Below are 22,957 nucleotides of genomic sequence, written 5' to 3'. Positions count from 1 at the left end.
AAGAATTCGGGCAGGCTTGCGCCGAAACCATATTCACGGAGAACGGCGATGGATCTGCAACTTGACGGCAAGACCGCTCTGGTGCTCGGCGCGAGCAAGGGGTTGGGGCGCGCCATTGCTGTGTCGCTGGCGGATGAAGGCGCGGATGTGATCACCGTGGCGCGCTCGGCGGATGGGCCGCAGGGGCTTGCGCATATTGTCGCCGATCTCGATGATCCCGCTGCCCCCGCCCAGATCATCGCCCGTGTGCGCGAGACCGGCAAGCCGGTGGATATTCTCGTGCTCAACGCAGGCGGCCCGCCCACCGGCGCGGCGGCGAGCACCACGCCTGGCGACTTTGCCGCCGTGATGGATCGGATGTTCAACGCGCAGCTGGCGCTCGCGCAGGCGTTTTTGCCGGAGATGCGGGCGCGCGGGTTCGGGCGGATTCTCGCGGTCGCCTCGACCAGCCTGATCACCCCGATCCCCGGCCTCGTGCTGTCCAACGCGGTGCGTGCGATGCTGGCATCATGGTGCAAGACGCTCGCGGCCGAAGTCGCGGCGGACGGTGTGACGGTCAACCTGCTGCTCCCCGGCCAGATCGCCACCGACCGGCTCACCAGCCTCCACGGCGCGATGGCAGCGGGCAGCGGGATGACGCATGAGCAGATCACTGCCCGCTCGATCGCAGCAATTCCGGCAGGACGGCTGGGGCGACCCGAAGAGTTCGGCGACATGGCCGCCTTCCTCGCCTCCCCGCGCGCCAGCTTCATCACGGGCTGCGCGATCAAGGTCGATGGCGGGCAAACCGCCACGCTCTAGCCCGCATCGCTTGCGCCGCCCGCCGCAGGCCGGTAGCGCGGGGCCATGTCCTCTGCCTTCATCGCGCTCCAGCATATCCTGCCGCAACACGCCCTCTCGCGCTTCGCCGGGAGCCTTGCCGCAAGCGAGACGCCGTGGCTGCGTGACCGGCTGATCCGCCGCTTTGTCGCAGCCTATGGCGTCGACCTCAGCGAAGCGGCGCGCGGGATCGGGCAGTTTGCGAGCTTCAACGACTTCTTCACCCGCGAGCTGAAGCCCGGCGCACGGCCGCTGGCCGATAGCGCAGCGTTTATCCTCTCACCTGCCGATGGTGCGGTGAGCCAGCTTGGGCCAATCACTGGCGGGCGGATCATTCAGGCGAAGGGGCGCGACTATTCGGTCGCGGAGCTCCTCGGCTGCGGCGCCGCAGAGGCCGCGCGGTTCGAGGGCGGACGGTTCATGACCATCTATCTCAGCCCCAAGGATTACCACCGCGTCCACATGCCCGCCGCTGGCACCTTGCAGGCGACCAGCTACATTCCGGGCGACCTCTACTCGGTCAATGTCGCCACCGCCGCCGGGGTCGACCGCTTGTTCGCCCGCAACGAGCGCCTGTCGTGCCGGTTTGACGGGCCGGACGGGCATTTCGCCAGCGTCATGGTCGGCGCGATGATCGTCGCCGGGATCGACACCGTGTGGCCGAACACCTTCCGCACCCATGCCTCAGCCCCCGTGCACGAGGACTTCGCGGGCAAGGCGCATAGTTTCGCCGCCGGGGACGAGATGGGCCGCTTCTACCTGGGCTCGACCGTGGTGCTGCTGTTCGAGCCGGGCCGTGTGGACTGGCTCGACAGCCTGAAGCCCGGTGATCCCCTGCGCATGGGTCAGGCCATCGCACAGCGGCTGAGCGCCTGACCTATTTCGCGGCGAGGCTCTCGCGAATCAGCGCCGCCGCCGCGGGGCTATCCCACTCGTAACCGCCCGCCACCCGCAGCACTTCCTTGCCGCTGGCGTCGAACAGGATTGTCAGCGGCAACGCGCCTTCAGGGGTGAACTGCGCCGACAGCGCGGTTTCGGGATCGAGCCACGGTTCGAGCTGCTTCAGCCCTGCCCGGGCGAAGAACGGCGTCACCACCTCGGCCCCGCGCAGATCCTGGCTGACGGTGATCACCCGCACCTCGCCCTCCAGCTCCGCCGCCAGCGCATCGAGCTGCGGCATTTCCTTGACGCAAGGCGCGCACCAGGTCGCCCACAGGTTGAGCAGCACCGGCCCATCCTGCGCGCCCAGATCAAGGCTCTGGCCCGCCGGATCGGCGACCGTGATCGCCGGGATGGGCGTGCCGGCAAACTGGCGCGTCATCAGACCTGTCGGAGTCTTGGCCGCTTCGCCCTGCGCAACCGGTTGCGCCGGGGCCTCAGCAGCCCTATCGCATCCCGCCAGCAGCAGGAGCGGTAGTGCCAGAATGAGCGACGAGCGGGACATGACGGGCTCCGATACGGGTGCGACCAACGCCATGTGGGGCGGGCGCTTCGCTGATGGCCCTAGCGCGATCATGCGCGAAATCAATGCCTCGATCCCGTTCGACAAGGCGCTGTGGCGGCAGGATATCGCCGCCAGCAAGGCGCATGTGGCGATGCTGGGCGCGCAGGGTATCATCGCCGCTGACGATGCGCTGGTGATCGCCAATGGCCTTGATGCGGTTGCCGCCGAATATGAAGCCAATGGCGTGCCCGAGGATTGGGACCGCGAAGACATCCACATGACCACCGAGGCGCGGCTGGCCGAGTTGATCGGGCCGGTCGCCGGGCGGCTCCACACCGCGCGCAGCCGCAATGATCAGGTGGCGACCGACTTCCGCCTGTGGGTGCGCGATGCAGCCACGCAGATGGACGAGGGGCTGGCCGCGCTTCAACACGCGCTGGTGAACCGCGCGGGGGAGCACGCGGACAGCATCATGCCCGGTTTCACCCATTTGCAGACCGCGCAGCCGGTGACGCTGGGCCACCACCTGATGGCCTATTACGAAATGTTCCGGCGTGACCGGGCGCGGCTGGCGGACGCGCGGGTGCGGATGAATGAATGTCCGCTCGGCTCAGCGGCGCTGGCGGGGACTGGCTTTCCGATCAACCGCGAGGCAACGGCGGCAGCACTCGGCTTCGACCGGCCCACCGCCAACTCTCTCGACGCCGTGTCCGACCGCGACTTCGCGCTCGATTTCCTGTGGTGCTGTTCTTCCACTGCCCTGCACCTTTCGCGTCTGGCGGAGGAACTGATCCTCTGGGCGAGCCAGCCCTTCGGCTTCATCCGCCTGCCCGACAGCCTCTCGACCGGCTCGTCGATCATGCCGCAGAAAAAGAACCCCGATGCCGCCGAGCTGGTGCGGGGGCATAGCGGGCGGGTGATCGGCGCGTTGACCAGCCTGATGATCACGATGAAGGGCCTGCCGCTCGCCTATTCCAAGGATATGCAGGACGACAAGCCGCCGGTGTTCGAAGCTGCCAGCCTGATGGCCCTCAGCATCGCGGCGATGACCGGGATGATCGCGGGCGCCACCTTCAACACCTCCAGGATGCGCGCCGCCGCCGAACTCGGCTATGCCACCGCGACCGATCTGGCCGACTGGCTGGTGCGGGCGCGCGGCATTCCGTTCCGCGAGGCGCATCACATCACCGGGGCGGCGGTAAAGCTGGCGGAGCAGCGCGGGATCGCGCTCGACGCGCTACCGCTTGAAGACCTCAAGGCGATTGATGCGCGGATCGACGAAAGCGTCTATGCTGCGCTGTCGGTTGACGCCTCGGTCGCGGCGCGCGCGTCCTATGGCGGAGCCGCGCCCGATCAGGTCCGTTTGCAGGTCGCCCGTGCGCGCGCTGCGCTGGGTATGGAGGAATGATGCGCAAGCTTGCCATACTGGGCCTTGCGGGCTTGCTTTCGGCCTGCGGCACCGTCTCGCCCCTGACCCCACCCGAAGGCGCGACCCTGCCCGATGCGCCCTATGGCGCGCCCGACAAGCCGACGGCAGAGGAATTGCTCCGCCGCGATGCCCTCGCCGCCCCCGAACGCTCGGTCGAATTGCGCCGCCGCTCGGAGGAGCGCGCGGACGATCCCTTCGATCTGCCGCCTGAATAGAAGCGAAGACCATGGACCACTTTGCCTATCGTGACGGCGTGATGCACGCCGAAGATGTACCGCTGCCACTGATCGCCGAGACAGTCGACACGCCGGTCTATGTCTATTCGCGCGCCACGCTGGAACGCCATGCGCGGGTGTTCCGTGAGGCGCTGGCGGATGTGCCGGACAAGCTGATCGCCTTTGCGGTGAAATCGAACCCCAACCTCGCCGTCCTCAAGGTGCTGGGCAAGCAGGGCATGGGCGCGGACGTGGTCTCTGTGGGTGAGATGCGCCGCGCACTGGCGGCGGGGATCGCGCCGGACATGATCGTGTTCTCGGGCGTGGGCAAGACCGCCGCCGAGATGGTCGCCGCGCTCGACGCGGGGATCGGCCAGTTCAATATCGAGAGCGAGGAAGAGGGCATCGAACTCGCCGCAATCGCCGCTGCCAAGGGCATGACCGCGCAGTGCACGCTGCGGATCAACCCCGATGTCGATGCGGGCACGCACGACAAGATTTCGACCGGCAAGGCTGACAACAAGTTCGGTGTGCCGATCAGCGAGGCGGGGCAGATTTTCGGCGCGCTCGCGGGCCTGCCCGGCGTGAAACTGCGCGGCGTGGCGGTGCATATCGGCAGCCAGCTTGCCGACCTCGCGCCTCTGGAGACCGCGTTCGAAAAGCTCGGCGCGCTGGTGCAGGCGCTGCGCGGCGCGGGCCATGTCATCACCCATGTCGATCTGGGCGGCGGGCTTGGCGTGCCGTACCGGGTGGGCGAGGTGCTCCCGCCGCCGTCCGAATATGGCGCGATGGTAGCGCGGGTGACGAAAGATTGGGGCGTTAAGCTGATCTTCGAGCCCGGCCGCGTGATCGCAGGCAATGCTGGCGTGCTGCTGACCCGCGTGGTGCGAGTGAAGCGCGGGATCAACGATCCTTTCGTGATTGTCGATGCGGCGATGAACGATCTGGCGCGCCCGGCGCTCTACGGCGCCTATCACCATTTCGAAGCGGTTGAACCCACCGGCGCGCAGATGACCGCCAATATCGTCGGCCCGATCTGCGAGACCGGCGATACCTTCGCGATGGGCCGGGACTGCGACCGGTTGGAAGCGGGCGACCTCGCCGTGTTCCGCACCGCGGGGGCTTACGGCGCGACCATGGCCTCCTCCTACAATTCGCGCGGCTTTGTGGCCGAAGTGCTGGTGGATGGCGACAAGTTCGCTGTGGTCGCCGACCGGATCGAAGCAGGCGCGATCATGGATGCCGAGCGCGTGCCCGAATGGCTTGCCTGAGGGGGCGATGAGCCAGATCGGCAGCCTGCCGCTGTTTCACCAGATCGCTGGGCAGAGCGTGCTGGTGCTGGGCGATGGCCCTGCGGCGGAGCCCAAGCGGCGGCTGGTCGAACGGGCGGGCGGCGTGATCGTCGACGACCTCGCCCGTGCAGTGGATGAGGGGGTGCGGCTCGCCTTCATCGCCTACGACGATTCCCGCGCCTGCGAAGTGGCGGCGATCAATGCGCGCTGTGCCGGGATGCTGGTCAATGTCGTCGACCGGCCCGAATTGTGCGACTTCACCACGCCGAGCATCCTCGACCGCGATCCGCTGCTGGTGGCGATCGGAACGGGCGGAGCGTCTGCCGGACTGGCGAAGCATGTCCGGCTGCGGCTGGAGCGGGTGTTGCCCGAGACGCTGGGGCTACTTGCCAAGGCGCTGGAGGCAGCACGCCCTGCCCTGCGGCAAAAATTTCCCGAGGGCCCCGACCGGCGGCGGGCGGTTGATGCGGCGCTGCGCGAGGGCGGCGCGCTTGATCCGTTTGACCCTGCGTCTTTTCAGAAGGTCGGCGAATGGGTGGAGGGCACGGCCCTTCCCGCGTCGGGCGCGGTTTTCGACGTAACCCTCACCAGAGCCGACCCTGAGGACCTGACTCTGAGGCAGGCGCGCCTGCTGGGTGAAGCGGATGTCCTGTTGATCGACGGCGCGGTTCCGCCCGCCATTCTGGCCCGCGCCCGAGCCGATGCAGCGCGCGAGCCGTTCCGCGAAGACAGCGCCATCGGGCCCGGCCTCACCCTTATCCTGCGGTGGCGTCCCGCTCCGCCTGGGTCTCAGGCCTAGGCAGCCTGCAACACCGGTGCGCGCAGGCTGGCGAAATAAGCCGACATAGCCGCGATTGCCTTGTCACTCATTGCAATGAACGCGCGGCGGCGATCCGCCGGATCGGGCACGCGCTGGAAAATCCCGCTTTCAACCATCTGGGTGAGCCAGCGCAGCGCCGTCGTCGCAGGGACGCCTGCAGCAATACACAGCGACGTGACCGAAACCTGTGCGCCTTCGCCATGCGCAGCGGTCAGATCGAGCAGCATGTCCCACGCCGGATCGCCGAACAGCGCCGGATCGAAGAACCGCGCGCGTGCCTGACGGTTGGCGATCATTTGTCGCACCATCTGCGGATCGGGCAGCGGCGGCTGCGCAACCCCAAAACCGCTGATCAAACCCGCTTCGGGCGCGTGATAATCCCGCTTGTGCTCGCCGAGCTTCGGCGCAAGCACTGCGGCACCATGGCCCATCCGATCGAGCGAATGGGCAATCGCTTCGACCTGCTGCGACAGGCGCAGCAAGGCCACGCGGTCTTCCTCACCCATTTCCCGCAAGCGCGCCGCGCCCGCTTCACCCATCACTCGCCCCACCGCGATCAACCGTTCGGCGCGGCTGGGCGCGATCAGGATAAGCGGATTGGACTGGTCGAGCACCGCGAACACATCATCGAGCCCCGCCAGATTGGTCGCCACGATCAGCTTGGCCCCGGACCGCGCCACCCGCATATCGAGCCGCGCAAGGCCCGCCAGCATCATCCCGTCGATCCCGCGCGATCCCGTGGCCGCGCAATCGACAACCACCACATCGCCCAGCAAGGCAATCGGCCCTTCGAGCAGCGACCGCAGCGACCCGCCATCAATGCTGCGAAACCCCGCCCCTCCAAGGTCGTCACCGATCTGACGGCGCAAGCCTTCATCCTCGGCAAAGATCGCCACGCGGGCAGGCAGGCCCGATCCGTCGTCAGCAATGTCGTAGGAAGAATCGGCCTGATTGGCGGCATCGTTCAACATGAGCGCGACTCCAACAATGTTGGAACGTGTGTAGAACAAAAACGGATCAGGTCAAGTAAATCTGTGTATTAGGGGCGTATTTCGATGACGGTCCCGTCAGGCACGATGCGCCACAACTCCTCGATTTCATCGTTGGAAAAGGCGATGCAGCCGTCAGTCCAGTCGCCCGGCATCCGGCCCATTGGCAGGGCATTGGGTTGGCCGTGGAGGAAGATATCGCCGCCGGGCGAGCGGCCTTGCGCTCTCGCGAAGGCGCGATCTGCGGCGTTGGGGTACGAGACTTTGAGGCTCAGGTGATAGGCGCTGCCGGGATTGCGGCCTTCGATCACATAGCGGCCTTCGGGCGTGCGTTCGTCGCCTTCGAACTGCTTGTGCCCCGAGGGCGCATCGCCGAATTGCAAGCCGCGCCACGCCCTGACAGGCTGGCCGCCCGCATAGGCGATCATCAGGCGTTCGGACTTGTCGACGATAAGGTAATCGACCGTGGAAAAGCGCCGCTCCGGCACGATCCGCGCCGCCTCCCGAGCCAGTGGCGGCTGGGAGGACGGCGCCTCGGCCTGCTTTTCCGGCGGGTTAGCGCAAGCGGCTAGGGCCAGGAGTGGGAGAAGAGCGAGGCGTTTCATATCCGGCAGGATAACCCTGCCCCGCCACCGCTATCAATCCACAAACGGATCGCGCATCAGGATCGTGTCGTCGCGCTCGGGGCTGGTCGAGACCAGCGCGACCGGGCATTCGATCAGCTCCTGAATGCGCTGGATATACTTGATCGCATTGGCGGGGAGGTCTGCGTAGCTGCGTGCACCGGCCGTGCTTTCGTGCCAGCCGGGCATATCTTCATAGATCGGCTCGCACGCGGCCTGATCGGCGGCGTGGCTGGGCAGGTAGTCATAGACCTTCCCGTGCAGGCGATAGCCGGTGCAGATGCTCACCCGGTCGAGCCCGTCGAGGACGTCGATCTTGGTCAGCGCGATGCCAGTGACGCCGCTGATCGCACAGGACTGGCGCACCAGCACCGCATCGAACCAGCCCACGCGGCGCTTGCGCCCGGTGACGGTACCGAATTCATGACCGCGCTCGCCCAGCCTTTGGCCGATGTCATCTTCCAGCTCGGTCGGGAACGGGCCGGAGCCAACGCGGGTGGTGTAGGCCTTCACAATCCCGAGCACGAAGCCGGTCGAATTGGGGCCGAGGCCGGAGCCGCTCGCCGCCGTGCCGCTCACCGTGTTGGACGAGGTGACGAAGGGATATGTGCCGTGATCGACATCGAGCAGCACGCCCTGCGCGCCTTCGAACAGGATCTTCGCGCCCGCGCGGCGCACCTTCTTCAGGCGCTTCCACACCGGCTGAGCAAAGCGCAGCACGAAGGGCGCGATTTCGCGCAGTTCTTCCAGCAGCGCGGCACGGTCCACCGGCGGCTGACCGAAGCCAGCCCGCAGTGCGTCATGGTGGGCACAGAGCCGGTCAAGCTGCGGCTCCAATGTGTCGAGATGCGCCAGATCGCACACCCGGATCGCGCGGCGGCCGACCTTGTCCTCATAAGCCGGGCCGATCCCGCGCCCCGTGGTGCCGATCTTGCCCTTGCCCGCCGCGGTTTCGCGCAGGCCGTCCAGATCGCGGTGCAGCGGCAGGATCAGCGGGCAATTGTCGGCAATCGCAAGGTTCTCGTCCGTGATCGAAACGCCCTGCCCTTCAACCTTGGCGACCTCGTCGCGCAGGGCCCATGGGTCGAGCACCACGCCGTTGCCGATCACCGACAGCGTGCCTGACACGATGCCCGAGGGCAGCAGCGAGAGCTTGTAGGTCTTGCCGTCGATCACCAGCGTATGGCCGGCATTGTGCCCACCCTGGAAGCGCACGACCACATCGGCGCGGCTGGCGAGCCAGTCGACGATCTTGCCCTTGCCCTCATCGCCCCACTGGGCGCCGATCACGGTGACGTTGGCCATGTGTATCCTTGTGTACTGGTGGCGAGAAAAGCCGCGCGGGGCCTAGGCGTTCAGCGCCGGAGAGGCAAGCCGCGAAGGGTTTTGCGGGCGACGTCGTTGAGCGGACAACAATTCACAAGGATATCGCCGATGAACACCCCAGCCAAAGCCCTGCTTGCCGTCGCCGCTGTCACGGTCCTGGCCAGCCCAATCCTCGCCCAGCAGCGACGCCAAGGTGGCGAGCGCATCGCGGGCGAATGCCGCGCCGAGATCGTCACACTGTGCGGGAACGATCGCAGCCAGATGCGCACCTGTCTGCGCGAAAAATATGCCGAGCTGTCGGACGGTTGCCAGTCAGAGCTGCGCGCGCGGATGGAGGCGCGCGGCGGTGAGCAGGGTAAGCGCGGTGGCGGCGCGGCGGCTCAGGCGCTCCCGCCGCAGACACTGACCTATGGCAGCGATCCCTTGCAAGGTCTCGACCTGTGGGTGCCCGAAGGCGCCAAGCCCGCGCCGCTGGTGCTGTTCGTCCATGGCGGCGGGTGGAAGCGCGGCTCCAAGAGCAACGCCATGGGCCGCGCGCTGCCCGGGCATATGTTGGCGCAGGGCTATGCCTTTGCATCGATCGATTACCGGCTGGTCCCGGCGGCTACGGTCGAAGAGCAAGCGGCAGATGTCGCCGCGGCGCTTGCCCATCTGCTGAAGCGTGCGGACGCGCTCGGCATTGATCGCAGCCGCGTGGCGCTGACCGGCCATAGCGCGGGCGCGCATCTGGTGGCGCTGGTGGGGACGGACGAGCGCTATTTGCGCGCCGTCGGCCTGAGCTTCGCCGATATCGACGGGGTGATGCCCAACGACGGTGCGGCCTATGATGTCCCCGCGCAGTTTGCGCAGGCCGGGCGGTTCATGGGCGGCACCTACGAACAGGCGTTCGGCACCGATCCGGCGCGCCAGCAGGCGCTCTCGCCCACCTTCCACGCATCGGCGCCCAATGCGCCTGCTTTCCTGCTGATTCACGTCCAGCGCGAGGACGGGGTCGCTCAGAACAATGCTCTGGCCGAAGCCCTGCGGCGCGCTGGCACGGCGGTCGAGGTCGGCAGCTTCCCCGGCGAAGGCTTGCGCGGGCACATGGAGATCAACCGCAAGCTGGGCGAGCCGGACTATCCGGCCACTCAGGTGATGGATGCGTGGCTGAAAAAGGTGCTGGGCTAGGCCGTTAAACGCTCGCGATCACGTCGATTTCGACCATCAGTTCGGGCAAGGCGAGACTGCGCACCTCGACCGTCGTGTCTGCCGGATAGGGCGGCGTGAACCAGCGCTGCCGGGCTTCCACGATCTTCGGGAAGTTCGCCATGTCAGTCAGGTAGATCGTGACCTTGACCACCTTGGACAGATCGCTCCCGCCTGCCGCCAACACGCGTTCGATATTGGCGAAGGTCTGGGCCAGCTGCGCATCGAAATCACCCGCGCCAACGATGCTGCCATCCGCGCCGATGCTCGCCTGCCCGGACAGGAACAGCAGACCGCCGACCTGCCACGCGGGCGAGAAGCAATAGGCTGCGAGCGGATCGTTTTCGAGTGTGATAGCCTTGGGCGCATCGGTCATCAGGGCTGCTCCAGTTCGGCAGGGCCAGTGGCTGCGAGGATGTAGCCGCAGCCCAGTGCCGCTGGGTCCTCGCCCTCGGCCAGCTGCGCCCGCGTGCGCCAGCCTTCTGCCCGCAGCTTCGCCGCCGCCTCCCGGTCGTGGCCCAGCGGGAGGTAGCAGGTGCGCGCCGCCTCGGGCTGCGGCGCTGCGTCGGCCAAGCGGTCAAGATAGAGCGTGAAGCCGGTCGCAGGCTCGTCGCTGCCCGCGATGCGGTAGGTGCCGCCCCGCCCGGCTGCGCGGCGCAGACCCTCGGCGTAGAGCGTGAAGCCGAACCACGACTGGTATTCAAACCCATGCCGCTCGGTCGGATCGAGCGTAATGCGCGCTGCATCGCCAATCTGGGCGGCGATCTGCTCCAGCCCGTCGAGCCGCGATTTCAGCGCGCCGCCTGCGTCCACATCACGCAGCGAAGCCAGCGCCTGATCGAACGGCCCGGTGGCATAGAGCAGCGGCAGATAGGCCGCGCCGCCCGCCGCCTTCAATCCGCCGGCATCCTTGGTATCAAGCTCGCGCCGCACGGCTTCGATCTTGTCAGCGTCCAAGGGGAAGGCTTTGGCGCTCAGGGTATCGACCAGATCGGGGAGCGTGAAATCGACCGAGATACCGGTCAGCCCGGCCGCCGTCAGCGCTTCAATCGCGAGCATCACTGCCTCGCTCGCAGCCGCCACGCTATCGGCGCCGATCAGCTCGGCGCCCAGTTGCAGGCGCTCGCGCGCCGGATCGAGCTGGCTTGCCTTGATCACCACCGTATCGCCGCAATAGGCGAGGCGCAGCGGGCGGGCAGCGGTCTTGAGGCTGGTCGCAGCGATCCGTCCGACCTGCGGGGTCATGTCCGAGCGCAGCGCGAGGGTGCGCAAGGACGCCGGATCGACAAAGCGGAACATCGCCCGCGCCTCGCCCGCGACAGCGCCGGCCATGCGGCCTGCGAGCGAGGCTTCGAATTCGAGCAGCGGCGGGCGCACGCGGTCATAGCCGTGGGCGTCCAGCACATCGAGGCAGGCGCGCATCATCGCCGTGATGCGCGCGGCTTCGAGCGGCAGGCGGTCTTCGAGGCCTTCGGGGAGGAGGTCGTTGGGTTGGGTCATGTCACTCACACGTCATCCCGGGCCTGACCCGGGATCGCTATCGTCCGGCACCCGACTGAGCCGACAGCGGCCCCGGGTCAAGCCCGGGGCGACGCCATCTTTCCTAAAACGCCAGCGCCTTGACCAGCTTCACGCCTTCAACCTTCTCGGCCTCGGCCACCACTTCGGGCGTCAGGGCTTCGTCGAGGCTCAAGAGCAGCACCGCTTCCCCGCCCGCTTCGCGGCGGCCGAGGTTGAAGGTGCCGATGTTGATCCCGCGCGCGCCCAGCAGCGTACCGATGCGGCCGATGAAGCCCGGCTTGTCGTCATTGACGATGTAGAGCATGTGGCCCGACAGTTCCGCTTCGATCCCGATGCCGAAGATTTCAACCAGACGGGGCGATTCCGTCCCGAACAGTGTGCCTGCGACCGAACGCGGGCCCTGTGCGGTTTCTACCGTCACGCGCACCAGCGTGTTGAACGCGCCATCACGATCATGGCGGATCTCGCTGACATCCAGACCGCGCTCCTTCGCCAGGAAGGGCGCGTTGACCATGTTCACCGTGTCCGAATAGCGGCGCATGAAGCCCGACAGCACGGCGGCGGTGATCGGCTTGCCGTTGAGATCAGCCGCCGCGCCTTCACGTTCGATGCTGATGTGGGTCAGGTTGCCATGCGCCAGCTGGCCGACAAGGCTGCCGAGCTTTTCGGCGAGCGACATATAGGGGCGCAGCTTGGGCGCTTCCTCGGCCGAGAGCGACGGCACGTTGAGCGCATTGGTGACGCCGCCGTTGACGAGATAGTCGGCGAGCTGCTCGGCCACCTGCAGCGCTACATTGACCTGCGCCTCGGTGGTCGAAGCGCCAAGGTGCGGGGTGCAGATGAAGTTTGGCGCGCCGAACAGCGGGTGATCGGCAGCAGGCGGTTCGGTTTCGAACACGTCCAATGCTGCGCCCGCCACCTGACCGCTTTCGAGGCAGTCCTTCAGCGCCGCTTCGTCGATCAACCCACCGCGGGCGCAGTTGATGATGCGGATGCCCTTCTTGGCATTCTCCAGCCGTTCGCGGCTGAGGATGTTGCGGGTTTCCTCGGTCAGCGGGGTGTGCAGCGTGACGAAATCGGCGCGGGAGAGCAGCGTGTCGAGATCGACCTTCTCGACGCCCATTTCCACGGCGCGTTCTTCGGTCAGGAAGGGATCATAGGCGATCACCTTCATGCGCAGGCCAAGCGCGCGGGTGGCGACGATCGAGCCGATATTGCCTGCGCCGATCAGGCCGAGGGTCTTGGCGGTGAGTTCCACGCCCATGAACCCGCTCTTGGGCCACTTGCCCGCCTGCGTCTGCGCGTTGGCTTCTGGGATCTGGCGGGCGAGCGCGAACATCAGCGCAATGGCGTGTTCGGCAGTGGTGATCGAGTTGCCGAACGGGGTGTTCATCACCACGACGCCCTTGGACGAGGCGTAGGGGATGTCGACATTGTCGACCCCGATGCCGGCGCGGCCGATCACCTTGAGGTTGGTGGCAGCATCAAGGATCGCCTTGGTCACCTTGGTCGAGGAGCGGATCGCGAGGCCATCATATTCGCCGATGCGGGCGATCAATTGCTCGGGCGTTTCGCCGGTGATGACATCAACATCGCAGCCGCGCTCTTCGAAAATGCGGGCGGCGTTGGGATCCATCTTGTCGGAAATGAGAACTTTGGGACGGGTCATTGGGAATACCTTCCATCGTCATCCCGGACTTGATCCGGGACCGCGCGCAACACGCGCATTGGGAATTGGGGAGAGCGGCCCCGGATCAAGTCCGGGGCGACGCGAGCGTGGACGGCCTCAGCCGTTCTTGACCTTCTCGTAGGCCCATTCGATCCACGGCAGCAGGCGCTTCAGGTCCTCCTGCTCGACGGTCGAGCCGCACCAGATACGCAAGGACGGCGGCGCGTCGCGGTAGCCGTTGAAGTCAAAGCCGACATTGCGTTCTTCGAGCAGCTTGACGATCTTCTTGGGCACGCCCGCCTTGTCGTCATCCGAGAGCGCATCGTACCATTCGCCCTGGAACACCATGCACACGCCGGTGTTGGTCTGCTGCGCCGGATCGGACGCCATGTTGCGCAGCCACGGGGTCGCCTCGATCCAGTCCTTGACGATCTTGGCATTGGCATTGGCCCGCTCGACCAGCGCCTTGCGCCCGCCGATGCTCTTGGCCCATTCCAGCGCCGCGATGTAATCTTCGGTCGCCAGCATCGAAGGGGTGTTGATCGTCTCACCGGCGAAGATGCCAAGGTTGATTTTGTTGCCCTTCTTCATGCGGAACAGCTTGGGCATCGGCCACGGCGGATCGTAGCTTTCGATGCGCGCAACCGCCTTGGGGCTGAGGATCAGCATCCCGTGCTGCGCTTCGCTGCCCATCACCTTCTGCCAGCTGTAGGTCGTCGCATCGAGCTTCGACCAGTCCATTTCCTGCGCGAAGATCGCGCTGGTGGCGTCGTTGATGGTGATGCCCTCGCGGCCCGGCTCCAACCAGTCGGTGTTCGGGATCATCGCGCCAGAGGTCGTGCCGTTCCAGGTGAACACCACGTCATTGCGCTGCGGGATGGTGGTGAGATCGGGGATCTCGCCATAATCGGCGGTGAGGACTTGCAGGTTGGGCAGCTTGAGCTGCTTCACCGCGTCCTGAATCCAGATGTTGCCGAAGCTTTCCCACGCGGCGACCGTCGCCGGGCGCGCGGGATCGAGCATCGACCACATCGCCGCTTCAAGCGCGCCAGTATCGGAGGCGGGCATGATGCCGATCAGGTAATCATCGGGGATGCCGAGCAGCTCGCGCGACAGGTCAATCGCGTACTTCAGCCGCGCCTTGCCCAGCGCCGAACGGTGCGAGCGGCCGAGAACTTCGGTTTTGAGGGTGTCCAGCGACCAGCCGGGGAATTTCGCCGTGGGGCCCGAGGAAAAGAAAGGGCGTTCAGGCTTAAGCGTCGGCTCGTGTGCGAGCCCGCGTGCATACTCAGTCATGTATTCTCTCCTTGCAGAGAGCTCGCGCGGCGTTGGGACCGCGTGGCCCGTGGGCGGCTTTAGGGGCCGGGAGCGAGGAGTCAATCACGAAAGGGGGCGGCGCGCGATTTGGTCCCTCCCAGTCCCGCAGGGATAGAGAGGTGGCGCGGGACCAACCCCTCCGACAGCCCTGCGGGCTGCCACCTCCCCATTGCTACGCAACGGGGAGGGACCGAAGCCTCACGCTGCCCCTCGCCAAGCGCTGCAAATGTTACTAATCAGGCCGTTCCATGGACATTTCCGATCTTCGCATTGCCCTGTTCAGTGGCAACTACAACTACACCCGCGACGGGGCGAATCAGGCGCTGAATCGTCTGGTCGGCTCGCTGCTGGCCAAGGGCGCCAAGGTGCGCGTCTATTCGCCCAAGGTCGCCAATCCCGATTTCCCGGCGACGGGTGATCTGGTCGGCCTTCCCAATGTGCCGATGCCAGTGAAGGGGCGCGGTGAATACCGGATGCCGACCCATCTGGGTGCCGATGTGAAGCGTGACCTTGCCGAGTTCGGGCCGAATATCGTCCATCTGTCCTCGCCCGATCCCGCCGCGCATAATGCGCTCCGCTGGGCACGCGCGCACGGCATCCCCGTGCTGGCCAGCGTCCACACCCGGTTCGAGACCTATCCGCGCTATTACAACATGGCCTTCCTCGAACCGCTGATCGTCAAGGGCCTGCGCCGGTTCTACAATCGCTGCGATGCGCTGGTGGCGCCGTCGCAGTCGATGATCGACGAATTGCTGGCTATGGGGATGCACACCCGCATCGGCCTGTGGAGCCGGGGGGTGGACCGCACGATCTTTTCCTCCGCCCGCCGCGATCCCGAATGGCGCCGCAGCCTGGGGCTGGCCGATGATGATGTCGCCATCGTCTTCCTTGGGCGGCTGGTGATGGAAAAGGGCCTTGATGTCTTCGCCGAAACCATCGTGCGCCTGCGCGCCGCGGGCGCGCCGCACAAGGTGCTGGTGATCGGCGATGGCCCGGCCCGCAGCTGGTTCGAGACGAACCTGCCCGGGGGTATCTTTGCCGGCTTCAAGACTGGCGAGGCTTTGGGACAGGCGCTCGCCAGCGGAGACGTGTTCTTCAACCCCAGCGTCACCGAGACCTTCGGCAATGTCACGCTGGAAGCGATGGCGAGCGGGCTGCCCGTGGTTGCCGCCGGGGCCACCGGCAGTGCCAGTTTGGTCGCCGATGGTGTCACCGGTCGCCTTGTCGCGCCGTCAGGTGCCAAGGACAGCGATGCCGCCGCCTTTGCCGCCGCCCTCGCCCCCTATTGCATTGATCCGGCACTGCGCACCGCCCACGGCGCGGCGGGCGAGACGCGAGCCTGCGAATATAGCTGGGAGGCGATCAATCAGGTCGTCGCCGACACCTATGTCCGGCTGGTCGAGGAACGCCGTACGGCACAGACGGCGCGGGCCGCCTGATTGGCGCGCGCGGTCACTTGAGGACGCCGGCAGCCGCCATCCGCCGCACATAGAGCAGCAGCGAAAGCGTCACCGCCCAGATCGCGATGTCGAGCGCAGGCGCTTCCATCGCAGCGGGCACTTCGATCAGGCCGTAGTTGTAAACCGTGGTGCCGACGAGGCCGATGGTCGCTGCCACCATCGCCGGGACCGCAAAGCGCGACCGCAGCAGTAACAGCACCGATCCGGCAAACGCTCCCCACACGCCGAGCGCCCAGAAAGCGCTGGCCCAGGCGGGATAGGCGTTCATGAAAGCGATCTGATCCGCCGTCATGCCAGCTTCAGCCAGCATGTCGAACTTGGTCATGGTGTAGCTGATCACACCCATGGCATTGAACAGCAGCGACAATCCACCAATCAGCCACAAATGCCACGGCACCTTGGCGGCGCCGAGTGTCGTATCGTTCATGGGTGCCCCTCCCCCGTCCGGCGCGACCCGGTCGGGGGAGAGTGTATTCCTAACTTACATCAATCGCAATCGCGGCTGTGTGAGCTCACAAGCGTTCGATGCGCTTGGCCATCTCGTCGATCATATCGACGATTTCATTGATGGTCGCCTCGTCAAGCTTGCCCGCCTTGGCGCGGTTCTTGAGCACCGAGCCGAGGTTGCCCATGGCCCGGAACACATCGTGCGAGCGGACCGTGCTGGTGCGTTCCCCGTGACGACCCAAGCGGCGCAGCAGTTCGGCCACTTCGACCTTGCGTTCTTCCAGCTCGGCCTCGCCCTGCGCCGTGACCGCATAAGGCTTTTTCGAGCCTTCCGCGTCGGCCTCGGCAATCGCGCCCTCATCCTCGAGCAGTTGCAGCGTCGGATAGACCGCGCCCGGGCTCGGGGCATAGGCACCGCCGGTCATCTCTTCGATGCCCTTGATCAGTTCGTAGCCGTGCGAAGGGTTTTCGGCGATCAGCGCCAGCAGTGCGAGCCGCAATTCACCGGTGCCGAACATCCGCCCGCGCCGCTGACGGCGACCGCGCTCTTCGCCTTCGCCGTCACGGTCGCCCTCGTTTTCGCTGTCCCAGCGCCAGCGCGCCTTGAAGGCCGGGCCGCCCATGTTGGCATTGCCGCTCATCGCCATCATCGCGATTGCTTCGCCGAGCTTGTCCCAGCCATTGCCGCGACCATATTTGTTCCACGTCATGTCACGCTCCTTTGTGCGTTTCGATGTATCCAAGATATATCTTAGACCTATCTTTGCAAGGAGTGGCCGTGCGGAGATTTCACTTTTCCGCCGACAGGCCTATCACGCCCGATGAATGACTGATCTGTTCGGACAAGATGCATCCCCGCCCCCGTCCGGCGCGCCCTCGGACGACGCGCCGCTGGCTGACCGTCTGCGCCCGGCATCGCTGGTCGAAGTGGTCGGGCAGGAGCACCTGACCGGCCCGGACGGCGCGATCGGGCGGATGGTGGCGGCGGGCAAGCTCGCCAGCATGATCCTGTGGGGGCCGCCCGGCACCGGCAAGACCAGCATCGCCCGCCTGCTCGCTGACGCTGTGGGGATACGCTATGTCGCCATCAGCGCAGTGTTTTCAGGCGTGGCCGACCTGAAGAAGGCCTTTGCCGAGGCCGAGAAGATGGCGGGCGCTGGCCGCAAGACCCTGTTATTCGTGGACGAGATTCACCGCTTCAACCGCGCGCAGCAGGACGGCTTCCTCCCCTATGTCGAACGCGGGGTGGTGACGCTGGTTGGCGCGACGACCGAGAATCCGAGCTTCGCCCTCAACGCTGCGTTGCTGAGCCGCGCGCAGGTGCTGGTGCTGAACCGGCTGGACGAGGCGGCGCTGGCGGCGCTGCTCGAAAAGGCGGAGGCGCTGGAAGGCCCCCTCCCCGTCACCCCCGAAGCCCGCACCGCGCTGATTGCCGGAGCCGATGGCGACGGGCGGTTCCTGTTAGGTCAGGCCGAAACGCTTTATGCCGCAGGCCTCACCCAACCGCTCGACCCGGCGATGCTGGGCAGCTTCCTGCAACGCCGGGTGGCGGTCTATGACAAGGACCGCGACGGGCATTACAACCTCATCAGCGCCTTGCACAAAGCCGTGCGCGGGTCTGATCCGCAGGCGGCGCTGTACTACCTCGCGCGGATGCTGACCGCTGGCGAGGAGCCGCTGTTCCTCGCCCGGCGGCTGGTGCGCATGGCGGTGGAGGACATCGGCCTCGCCGATCCCCACGCTCTGACACAATGCATGGCCGCGATGGAGGCCTACCGCTTCCTTGGCAGCCCCGAGGGCGAATTGGCGCTGGCGCAGGCCTGCCTCTATCTGGCGACCGCGCCCAAATCCAATGCCGTCTATCTGGCGCAAAAGGCGGCGTGGAAATCGGCCAAGGAAACCGGCAGCCTGATGCCGCCGATGAACATCGTCAATCCGGCGACCGGGCTGATGGAGAGCCTCGGCTACGGCAAGGGCTACACCTACGACCACGACACGCCCGAGGGCTTTTCGGGGGACAATTACTGGCCGGAGGAGATGGACCCACAGACGTTCTACACCCCCGTCGAACGCGGGTTCGAGCGCGAGGTGAAGAAGCGGCTCGACTACTGGGACAAGCTCAGAGCCGAGCGGGGATGACCCGCTTCACGCACTTCCTCGCCGTCGACTGGTCGGGCGCAAAAGGCGCGCGGCAAAAGGGCATCGCGCTGGCCCTCGCGCTGGCTGAGGGCGGGGCGCCGGTCCTGATTAGCCCGCCCGATCCGAAAGGCTGGGCACGGAGCGAGGTCCTGGCGCTTCTGCACAATCTGCCGGGCGCCACGCTGGTCGGTCTCGACCTCGGCATTTCGCTGCCCTTTGTCGATTCCGGGGCGTTCTTCCCTGAATGGGACGCTTCGCCTGCCGACGCGCGGGGTTTATGGGCGCTGATCGACGGGTTATGTGCCGGTTATCCGCACCTTGAAGCGGGCGGATTTGTGACCCATCCCGAGGCCTCGCGCTATTTCCGTCACGGCGCGGGGTCGACAGGGGACCGCTTCCTCCTCCCCGGCGCAGCCACCCGCGAAGGCCGCTTCCGCGTGGCCGAGGCCGCCCAGCGCCAGCAGGGCGTGCGCCCGGTAAGCAATTTCAACCTCGTCGGCGCGGCCCAAGTCGGCAAGTCGAGCCTGACGGGGATGCGGATGCTGCACCGGCTCGGCGGGAAGGTGCCGGTCTGGCCGGTCGATCCGCTGCCGCAGGAAGGCTCGGTCGTGACCGAGATCTACACTTCGATGGCCGCGCGCCTCGGCGGAGTGACAGGGTCGGCAACCAAGATCAGAAGCTACGAGGCCCTCAACGACGCCCTGGACGCGCTCGGCTCGCCGCCGGTGCAAGGGACGGGCGCAATCGACGACCACTCCTCCGACGCGCTGCTGACCGCCTCCTGGCTGCGTCGCGTGCACGGAGAGCGGGATCTATGGCACCCGCCCACCCTCACCCCCGACATCGCCCGCACCGAAGGCTGGACTTTCGGTGCGTGGTGAGTTTAAGGCGCGCTCACGGTGAGCCGGCTTAGCTCAGTTGGTAGAGCACCTGATTTGTAATCAGGGGGCCACGGGTTCGAATCCTGTAGCCGGCACCGATCTGCAATCACATCGAACGGCGGGCGATCCACTCATCGACGCGGCGTTCAAGGATCGACAGGGGCTGTGAACCCGAAGCTATCAGCAGGTCGTGGAAGCCCTTTATGTCGAACTTGCTACCGAGCGCGGCCTCAGCCTTGCGCCGCTGCTCGATGATCTTGATCATGCCGATCTTGTAGCCGGTGGCCTGTCCGGGCAGCGTGATGTAGCGGCGCACCTCCGACCGCGACCGTTGCAGCGGCTGGCGGCCGGTGATGTTCATGTATTCGACCGCTTCATCCTCGGTCCAGCCGAGTGCGTGGAGGCCCGTATCGACCACTAGCCGCGCCGCGCGGAACAGTTCGGCATCCAGCCGCATGAAATCGGCCGCAATGTCGGGGAACGCGCCCATTTCCTTGCACATGGCCTCGGCATAGAGGCCCCAACCTTCGCCAAACGCAACATAGCCAGTGACCGAGCGGAATTTGGGCCCGCCGCTCTGGCGCACCTGAATGTCGCCCTGCATGTTATGGCCGGGGATCGCCTCATGACACATCAGCGTGAACATCGCTGCAGGATCGGGCGTGTTGCCGACAAGGTGCACATAGGTGCGCGCCGGGCGCGAACCATCGGGGCTGGGGGCCGAAGCGTGGGCAGCGCCGCCTGCCACTTCCGAGAAAGCCGGTTCGCGCACCACCTCGATGCCATAGGCGGGCAAGGTGCCGAAATAGGGTTCGAGCAAGGTGCGGGTCTTGGTGACGAAGGCGTTGGCTGTGGCGAGATATTCGGCGCGCGCCGCATCGTCATAGGGACGCGGTGGGAAGAGCCGGGCGCGTTCGTCGTAATAGGCGTGCCGATCGGCAAAACCCGCGCTCTGCGCCAGCGCATCCTGCTCGGCCTCAATCCGCGCCACTTCCGAGCGACCAATCGCGTGGATCTGCTCCGCGGTCAGATCGGTGGTGGTGTTGAGCTTCAGCTCGGCGGCGTAATAGTCAGCGCCGCCCGGTAGCGTGATCGCCCCAACCCGACCGCTGGGCGCATCGGGCAGGCGCGCTTCAGCCCAGGCAATCACCCGCTGGTAAGCGGGTTGCAAATCAACAATGGCGCTGCGCGCCTCGTCCAGCAGCGCATCGGCATCGCCGCGCGTGAGCTTGCCAGCGGCAACCAATGCCTCGGTCTTGGCCTTGACGTCCGCCCAAAGCGCTGCATCCGGGCCGTCCCCGTAGGGCGCGCCGGTAATCAGTTGGCGGCTGCCTGCAATGATAGTTTCAATCTGGAAGCGCGGCACACGAATGCCCGCCGCCTCGCTCGCCCTGGTACGTTCGATGGCAAGATCAAGCACAGCCGGAATGCCGCGCAGGCGAGCGATGTAATTCGTCAGATCGGTTCGGTCTGCGACCGTGTGGGTGTTGACCAGAAAATCGGGCAGTTGGCTGTGCGCAGAATACAGCCGCGAATAGAACGGTGGGCGGTAGACCCGAAACTTCTGTGATTCAGCCGCGCGCTCTGCCTCAAGCGCCCAGATGTCGAAATTGACCTGCGCTTCGGGCGACAGCCGGGCGCGGTCGAATGCGCTGCGCATCTTGGCCACGCTGGCTGCACGCCAAGCAACCTGCGCGCTGGCTGCTGCATCACCAATGTCGTTCCAGCGATCCCCGCCCTCTTGCATCCCCAATCGGGTGGCAAGCTGGGGCTGCATTTTCAGCCACTCGGCAAATTCCGCATCGAGAAAGGCGGTCAAGCGCGCATCTTCCTGCGCGAAATCTGCGCCCGGAGCAGCGACAGCGGCGGCACTATCCTGCGCCAGCGCGGCCGCGCTCGGCAGCATCAGCGCGGCGATAACAGTGGCAAGGCTGCAAGAAAATGTGCGTGTCATCTGGGTTCCTGTCGCTGACCGATGCTCGATCAAGAGCAATGAGCGCTTGGCCTAGCGGGCATTGCCAAGCGGGTGAAGGGGCTTTCGCGCCGAGCATCATAGGCAGTGCGCGGTCCTACGAAGCCTGTTCTTGCGCCTCGGCGAGCGTCCAGGCCAGTGCCAGCAAACAGAGGCCGGCTGCGGCCGCAAGCAGCACAAGCGCCGACGGCGTCAGCTCGCCCGCCAGCCAATCTTGCCAGCCAGCCTGCGTGACCTGAGCCGATCCCATGGTGATCCAGCACGCCGCAATCCCTGCGACAATGCCGAGCGCGAGCGGCCATCTGGCGCGCGAACGGCGCGGTGGTAGCGCCTCGGCAAGCCTTGCGCAAAAGCCCTCGTCCTCGACCGGCTCAGGCGCGGCAGCACGCAGCAGGCGATCGATCCCATCGTCAATTTCGTCATTCATGGCCCGTCTCCTTCCAGAGATGCACCCTGCCAATCGGCAAGCATCTGCCGCAACTTGTCCTTCCCGCGCCGCGCATGGGATTTCACCGTGCCGAGCGGCATTGAGAGCACATAGGCGGCCTCCTCGTGACTGAGGCCGAGCTGCGCGACGTGCAGCAGAACGGCCTGCTCGTCACCAGACAGTCCGCGCATCGCGCGCTCCAGATCGAGCCGAAGCGCAACCTCCCCGCTCACCGATGGCTGCGCTCCGGCGGCCTCGTCGCCGCGCGGATCCGCGGGGAGCGGCGACCTGCGCGCGGATTGCAGAAAGCAGAAATAGGCGATCCGGTAGAGCCAGGTGGCAAAACGCGACTCGCCCCGGAACTGGTGCAGCTTGCGCCATGCGAGCAGGAAGGTTTCCTGCGCCAGATCATCCGCGCGCGCGGCATCGCCATGAAGCAGGCGGCGCAGCTGCGCGCGGACCATACCCTGATGGCGGCGGACAAGCTGCTCGAAGGCGCGGGCATCGCCAGCCAGCAGCGCGCGCGCGACCAGCGCCTGATCGATCCGTGCTTCGGCCTCGCTGTCAGTCACGCATATCGTCACGCCGGTTGAGCCACCAGTTCGCGAGATAGCCCAGACCTATCATCAGCGGCAGGAGGCCGATCCCCCACAGGCTGGAGATACGCGCACCATCGTGCATCTCGAACGGGAGGGCCGCGCACATCGCCATCACCCCGAGACCCCCGCCCATAAGCACCAGCGCACGGCGGCGGTCGGCATCGGGGTCTTGCGCTTCGGCGAGCAGCCCGGGCGGCAACTCCGCCCCCTTATCGGCGAGCGCCAGCAGGGTGCGATAGCGCTCTTGGGTTTGGCGGGCACGATAACGCAGAAAGATCAGCAGGATGATGATCGGCGTCACCATGATGATGGTCGGAATGAAGAACGGCAGTAGCTCCATCAGGCGTGCTCCTCTTGTTTCTGGCACCCTAGCAGACCGGCGG

Annotated in this window: 24 protein-coding genes and 1 tRNA gene; 11 read left to right on the top strand and 14 right to left on the bottom strand. The window is 66.2% G+C overall.

Annotation, left to right across the window (positions count from 1 at the left end; all coding sequences use genetic code 11):
• Positions 1–48 precede the first annotated feature (48 nt).
• Both GVM20_RS01560 and asd read left to right on the top strand, forming a co-directional pair.
• Positions 49–801 carry an SDR family oxidoreductase gene (locus GVM20_RS01560; protein WP_166545557.1) on the top strand — a complete coding sequence of 251 codons (753 nt, stop codon included), beginning with the start codon at positions 49–51 and terminating at the stop codon, positions 799–801.
• A 45-nt stretch (positions 802–846) separates the two neighbouring features.
• Positions 847–1,695, top strand: a complete 849-nt coding sequence (asd, locus tag GVM20_RS01555; RefSeq protein ID WP_166545556.1) for an archaetidylserine decarboxylase — start codon at positions 847–849, stop codon at positions 1,693–1,695.
• A 1-nt stretch (position 1,696) separates the two neighbouring features.
• On the opposite strand, the gene GVM20_RS01550 is transcribed toward asd, so the two are convergent.
• Positions 1,697–2,140, bottom strand: coding sequence for a TlpA family protein disulfide reductase (locus GVM20_RS01550; protein WP_234031798.1), 444 nt, complete (start codon positions 2,138–2,140; stop codon positions 1,697–1,699).
• A 154-nt stretch (positions 2,141–2,294) separates the two neighbouring features.
• On the opposite strand from GVM20_RS01550, the gene argH reads away from it, so the two are divergent.
• The 4 genes from argH to GVM20_RS01530 are packed head-to-tail and all read left to right on the top strand — an operon-like array spanning position 2,295 to position 5,998.
• The gene (argH, locus tag GVM20_RS01545; RefSeq protein ID WP_199799412.1) at positions 2,295–3,671 is read left to right on the top strand and encodes an argininosuccinate lyase; all 1,377 of its coding nucleotides are present in this window, start codon (positions 2,295–2,297) and stop codon (positions 3,669–3,671) included.
• Entirely contained in the window at positions 3,668–3,907 is a 240-nt protein-coding gene (locus tag GVM20_RS01540; protein ID WP_166545555.1) for a hypothetical protein, read from the top strand. The genes argH and GVM20_RS01540 overlap by 4 nt, the downstream gene beginning before the upstream one ends.
• 11 nt (positions 3,908–3,918) lie before the next feature.
• A complete protein-coding gene (gene lysA, locus GVM20_RS01535; protein WP_166545554.1) occupies positions 3,919–5,178 on the top strand; it encodes a diaminopimelate decarboxylase in 1,260 nt (419 codons plus the stop codon).
• Between the two features lie 7 nt (positions 5,179–5,185).
• Positions 5,186–5,998, top strand: a complete 813-nt coding sequence (locus GVM20_RS01530; protein WP_166545553.1) for a precorrin-2 dehydrogenase/sirohydrochlorin ferrochelatase family protein — start codon at positions 5,186–5,188, stop codon at positions 5,996–5,998.
• Here GVM20_RS01530 and GVM20_RS01525 read toward each other — a convergent pair.
• From GVM20_RS01525 to GVM20_RS01515, 3 genes are all read right to left on the bottom strand, one after another.
• Positions 5,995–6,990 (bottom strand): helix-turn-helix domain-containing protein, encoded by a 996-nt coding sequence (locus GVM20_RS01525; RefSeq protein ID WP_166545552.1) that lies wholly within the window; start codon positions 6,988–6,990, stop codon positions 5,995–5,997. The two genes, GVM20_RS01530 and GVM20_RS01525, sit on opposite strands and share 4 nt — an antisense overlap.
• Positions 6,991–7,058: 68 nt before the next feature.
• The gene (locus GVM20_RS01520; RefSeq protein ID WP_166545551.1) at positions 7,059–7,613 is read right to left on the bottom strand and encodes a L,D-transpeptidase family protein; all 555 of its coding nucleotides are present in this window, start codon (positions 7,611–7,613) and stop codon (positions 7,059–7,061) included.
• 33 nt (positions 7,614–7,646) lie between these two features.
• Positions 7,647–8,936: an adenylosuccinate synthase gene (locus GVM20_RS01515; protein ID WP_166545550.1), complete on the bottom strand. Its 1,290-nt coding sequence runs from the start codon at positions 8,934–8,936 to the stop codon at positions 7,647–7,649.
• A gap of 351 nt (positions 8,937–9,287) precedes the next feature.
• On the opposite strand from GVM20_RS01515, the gene GVM20_RS01510 reads away from it, so the two are divergent.
• Positions 9,288–10,124 carry an alpha/beta hydrolase gene (locus GVM20_RS01510; RefSeq protein ID WP_234031810.1) on the top strand — a complete coding sequence of 279 codons (837 nt, stop codon included), beginning with the start codon at positions 9,288–9,290 and terminating at the stop codon, positions 10,122–10,124.
• A gap of 4 nt (positions 10,125–10,128) precedes the next feature.
• Here the strand turns inward: GVM20_RS01510 and GVM20_RS01505 are convergent, their stop codons facing one another.
• From GVM20_RS01505 to GVM20_RS01490, 4 genes are all read right to left on the bottom strand, one after another.
• Positions 10,129–10,518: a RidA family protein gene (locus GVM20_RS01505; RefSeq protein WP_166545548.1), complete on the bottom strand. Its 390-nt coding sequence runs from the start codon at positions 10,516–10,518 to the stop codon at positions 10,129–10,131.
• Entirely contained in the window at positions 10,518–11,642 is a 1,125-nt protein-coding gene (locus GVM20_RS01500; protein WP_166545547.1) for an ATP phosphoribosyltransferase regulatory subunit, read from the bottom strand. The genes GVM20_RS01505 and GVM20_RS01500 overlap by 1 nt, the downstream gene beginning before the upstream one ends.
• A 103-nt stretch (positions 11,643–11,745) precedes the next feature.
• Positions 11,746–13,332 (bottom strand): phosphoglycerate dehydrogenase, encoded by a 1,587-nt coding sequence (gene serA / locus GVM20_RS01495; protein ID WP_166545546.1) that lies wholly within the window; start codon positions 13,330–13,332, stop codon positions 11,746–11,748.
• 117 nt (positions 13,333–13,449) lie between these two features.
• Complete coding sequence (locus tag GVM20_RS01490; RefSeq protein WP_166545545.1) at positions 13,450–14,628, bottom strand: phosphoserine transaminase; 1,179 nt, start codon at positions 14,626–14,628, stop codon at positions 13,450–13,452.
• 269 nt (positions 14,629–14,897) lie between these two features.
• On the opposite strand from GVM20_RS01490, the gene GVM20_RS01485 reads away from it, so the two are divergent.
• Positions 14,898–16,088, top strand: a complete 1,191-nt coding sequence (locus GVM20_RS01485) for a glycosyltransferase family 4 protein (protein WP_166545544.1) — start codon at positions 14,898–14,900, stop codon at positions 16,086–16,088.
• 13 nt (positions 16,089–16,101) lie between these two features.
• On the opposite strand, the gene GVM20_RS01480 is transcribed toward GVM20_RS01485, so the two are convergent.
• Both GVM20_RS01480 and GVM20_RS01475 read right to left on the bottom strand, forming a co-directional pair.
• On the bottom strand, positions 16,102–16,536 hold the full coding sequence (locus GVM20_RS01480; RefSeq protein ID WP_166545543.1) for a hypothetical protein: 435 nt from the start codon (positions 16,534–16,536) through the stop codon (positions 16,102–16,104).
• 85 nt (positions 16,537–16,621) lie between these two features.
• Positions 16,622–17,266 carry a PadR family transcriptional regulator gene (locus tag GVM20_RS01475; RefSeq protein ID WP_166545542.1) on the bottom strand — a complete coding sequence of 215 codons (645 nt, stop codon included), beginning with the start codon at positions 17,264–17,266 and terminating at the stop codon, positions 16,622–16,624.
• 115 nt (positions 17,267–17,381) lie between these two features.
• Here GVM20_RS01475 and GVM20_RS01470 point away from each other — a divergent pair, with 115 nt between their 5' ends.
• From GVM20_RS01470 to GVM20_RS01460, 3 genes are all read left to right on the top strand, one after another.
• Positions 17,382–18,695 (top strand): replication-associated recombination protein A, encoded by a 1,314-nt coding sequence (locus GVM20_RS01470; RefSeq protein ID WP_166545541.1) that lies wholly within the window; start codon positions 17,382–17,384, stop codon positions 18,693–18,695.
• Complete coding sequence (locus GVM20_RS01465; protein WP_166545540.1) at positions 18,692–19,576, top strand: hypothetical protein; 885 nt, start codon at positions 18,692–18,694, stop codon at positions 19,574–19,576. Before GVM20_RS01470 ends, GVM20_RS01465 begins: the two co-directional genes overlap by 4 nt.
• A 22-nt stretch (positions 19,577–19,598) precedes the next feature.
• Positions 19,599–19,671, top strand: a tRNA-Thr gene (locus GVM20_RS01460).
• A gap of 11 nt (positions 19,672–19,682) precedes the next feature.
• Here the strand turns inward: GVM20_RS01460 and GVM20_RS01455 are convergent.
• The 4 genes from GVM20_RS01455 to GVM20_RS01440 all read right to left on the bottom strand — a co-directional run bounded on the left by GVM20_RS01455 (position 19,683) and on the right by GVM20_RS01440 (position 22,914).
• Positions 19,683–21,530, bottom strand: a complete 1,848-nt coding sequence (locus GVM20_RS01455; protein WP_166545539.1) for a DUF885 domain-containing protein — start codon at positions 21,528–21,530, stop codon at positions 19,683–19,685.
• A gap of 115 nt (positions 21,531–21,645) precedes the next feature.
• Positions 21,646–21,975, bottom strand: coding sequence for a hypothetical protein (locus GVM20_RS01450; RefSeq protein ID WP_166545538.1), 330 nt, complete (start codon positions 21,973–21,975; stop codon positions 21,646–21,648).
• Positions 21,972–22,547 carry an RNA polymerase sigma factor gene (locus tag GVM20_RS01445; protein ID WP_166545537.1) on the bottom strand — a complete coding sequence of 192 codons (576 nt, stop codon included), beginning with the start codon at positions 22,545–22,547 and terminating at the stop codon, positions 21,972–21,974. The genes GVM20_RS01450 and GVM20_RS01445 overlap by 4 nt, the downstream gene beginning before the upstream one ends.
• The gene (locus GVM20_RS01440; protein WP_199799401.1) at positions 22,540–22,914 is read right to left on the bottom strand and encodes a DUF6249 domain-containing protein; all 375 of its coding nucleotides are present in this window, start codon (positions 22,912–22,914) and stop codon (positions 22,540–22,542) included. Before GVM20_RS01440 ends, GVM20_RS01445 begins: the two co-directional genes overlap by 8 nt.
• Positions 22,915–22,957: the final 43 nt, after the last annotated feature.

It is taken from the genome of Porphyrobacter sp. SLTP (assembly GCF_009905735.1).
In the GTDB taxonomy this organism is placed as follows: domain Bacteria; phylum Pseudomonadota; class Alphaproteobacteria; order Sphingomonadales; family Sphingomonadaceae; genus Erythrobacter.
Note: the sequence above shows the minus strand (reverse complement) of the source record. Positions and strands in the feature narration are given on the sequence as shown.

What these genes read in the sequence shown, in the direction of transcription:
- GVM20_RS01560 (WP_166545557.1), top strand. Translation starts at nt 49, where the DNA reads ATGGATCTGCAACTTGACGGCAAGACCGCTCTGGTGCTCGGCGCGAGC.
- asd (WP_166545556.1), top strand. Translation starts at nt 847, where the DNA reads ATGTCCTCTGCCTTCATCGCGCTCCAGCATATCCTGCCGCAACACGCC.
- GVM20_RS01550 (WP_234031798.1), bottom strand. Translation starts at nt 2,140, where the DNA reads ATGACGCGCCAGTTTGCCGGCACGCCCATCCCGGCGATCACGGTCGCC.
- argH (WP_199799412.1), top strand. Translation starts at nt 2,295, where the DNA reads ATGTGGGGCGGGCGCTTCGCTGATGGCCCTAGCGCGATCATGCGCGAA.
- GVM20_RS01540 (WP_166545555.1), top strand. Translation starts at nt 3,668, where the DNA reads ATGATGCGCAAGCTTGCCATACTGGGCCTTGCGGGCTTGCTTTCGGCC.
- lysA (WP_166545554.1), top strand. Translation starts at nt 3,919, where the DNA reads ATGGACCACTTTGCCTATCGTGACGGCGTGATGCACGCCGAAGATGTA.
- GVM20_RS01530 (WP_166545553.1), top strand. Translation starts at nt 5,186, where the DNA reads ATGAGCCAGATCGGCAGCCTGCCGCTGTTTCACCAGATCGCTGGGCAG.
- GVM20_RS01525 (WP_166545552.1), bottom strand. Translation starts at nt 6,990, where the DNA reads ATGTTGAACGATGCCGCCAATCAGGCCGATTCTTCCTACGACATTGCT.
- GVM20_RS01520 (WP_166545551.1), bottom strand. Translation starts at nt 7,613, where the DNA reads ATGAAACGCCTCGCTCTTCTCCCACTCCTGGCCCTAGCCGCTTGCGCT.
- GVM20_RS01515 (WP_166545550.1), bottom strand. Translation starts at nt 8,936, where the DNA reads ATGGCCAACGTCACCGTGATCGGCGCCCAGTGGGGCGATGAGGGCAAG.
- GVM20_RS01510 (WP_234031810.1), top strand. Translation starts at nt 9,288, where the DNA reads ATGGAGGCGCGCGGCGGTGAGCAGGGTAAGCGCGGTGGCGGCGCGGCG.
- GVM20_RS01505 (WP_166545548.1), bottom strand. Translation starts at nt 10,518, where the DNA reads ATGACCGATGCGCCCAAGGCTATCACACTCGAAAACGATCCGCTCGCA.
- GVM20_RS01500 (WP_166545547.1), bottom strand. Translation starts at nt 11,642, where the DNA reads ATGACCCAACCCAACGACCTCCTCCCCGAAGGCCTCGAAGACCGCCTG.
- serA (WP_166545546.1), bottom strand. Translation starts at nt 13,332, where the DNA reads ATGACCCGTCCCAAAGTTCTCATTTCCGACAAGATGGATCCCAACGCC.
- GVM20_RS01490 (WP_166545545.1), bottom strand. Translation starts at nt 14,628, where the DNA reads ATGACTGAGTATGCACGCGGGCTCGCACACGAGCCGACGCTTAAGCCT.
- GVM20_RS01485 (WP_166545544.1), top strand. Translation starts at nt 14,898, where the DNA reads ATGGACATTTCCGATCTTCGCATTGCCCTGTTCAGTGGCAACTACAAC.
- GVM20_RS01480 (WP_166545543.1), bottom strand. Translation starts at nt 16,536, where the DNA reads ATGAACGATACGACACTCGGCGCCGCCAAGGTGCCGTGGCATTTGTGG.
- GVM20_RS01475 (WP_166545542.1), bottom strand. Translation starts at nt 17,266, where the DNA reads ATGACGTGGAACAAATATGGTCGCGGCAATGGCTGGGACAAGCTCGGC.
- GVM20_RS01470 (WP_166545541.1), top strand. Translation starts at nt 17,382, where the DNA reads ATGACTGATCTGTTCGGACAAGATGCATCCCCGCCCCCGTCCGGCGCG.
- GVM20_RS01465 (WP_166545540.1), top strand. Translation starts at nt 18,692, where the DNA reads ATGACCCGCTTCACGCACTTCCTCGCCGTCGACTGGTCGGGCGCAAAA.
- GVM20_RS01455 (WP_166545539.1), bottom strand. Translation starts at nt 21,530, where the DNA reads ATGACACGCACATTTTCTTGCAGCCTTGCCACTGTTATCGCCGCGCTG.
- GVM20_RS01450 (WP_166545538.1), bottom strand. Translation starts at nt 21,975, where the DNA reads ATGAATGACGAAATTGACGATGGGATCGATCGCCTGCTGCGTGCTGCC.
- GVM20_RS01440 (WP_199799401.1), bottom strand. Translation starts at nt 22,914, where the DNA reads ATGGAGCTACTGCCGTTCTTCATTCCGACCATCATCATGGTGACGCCG.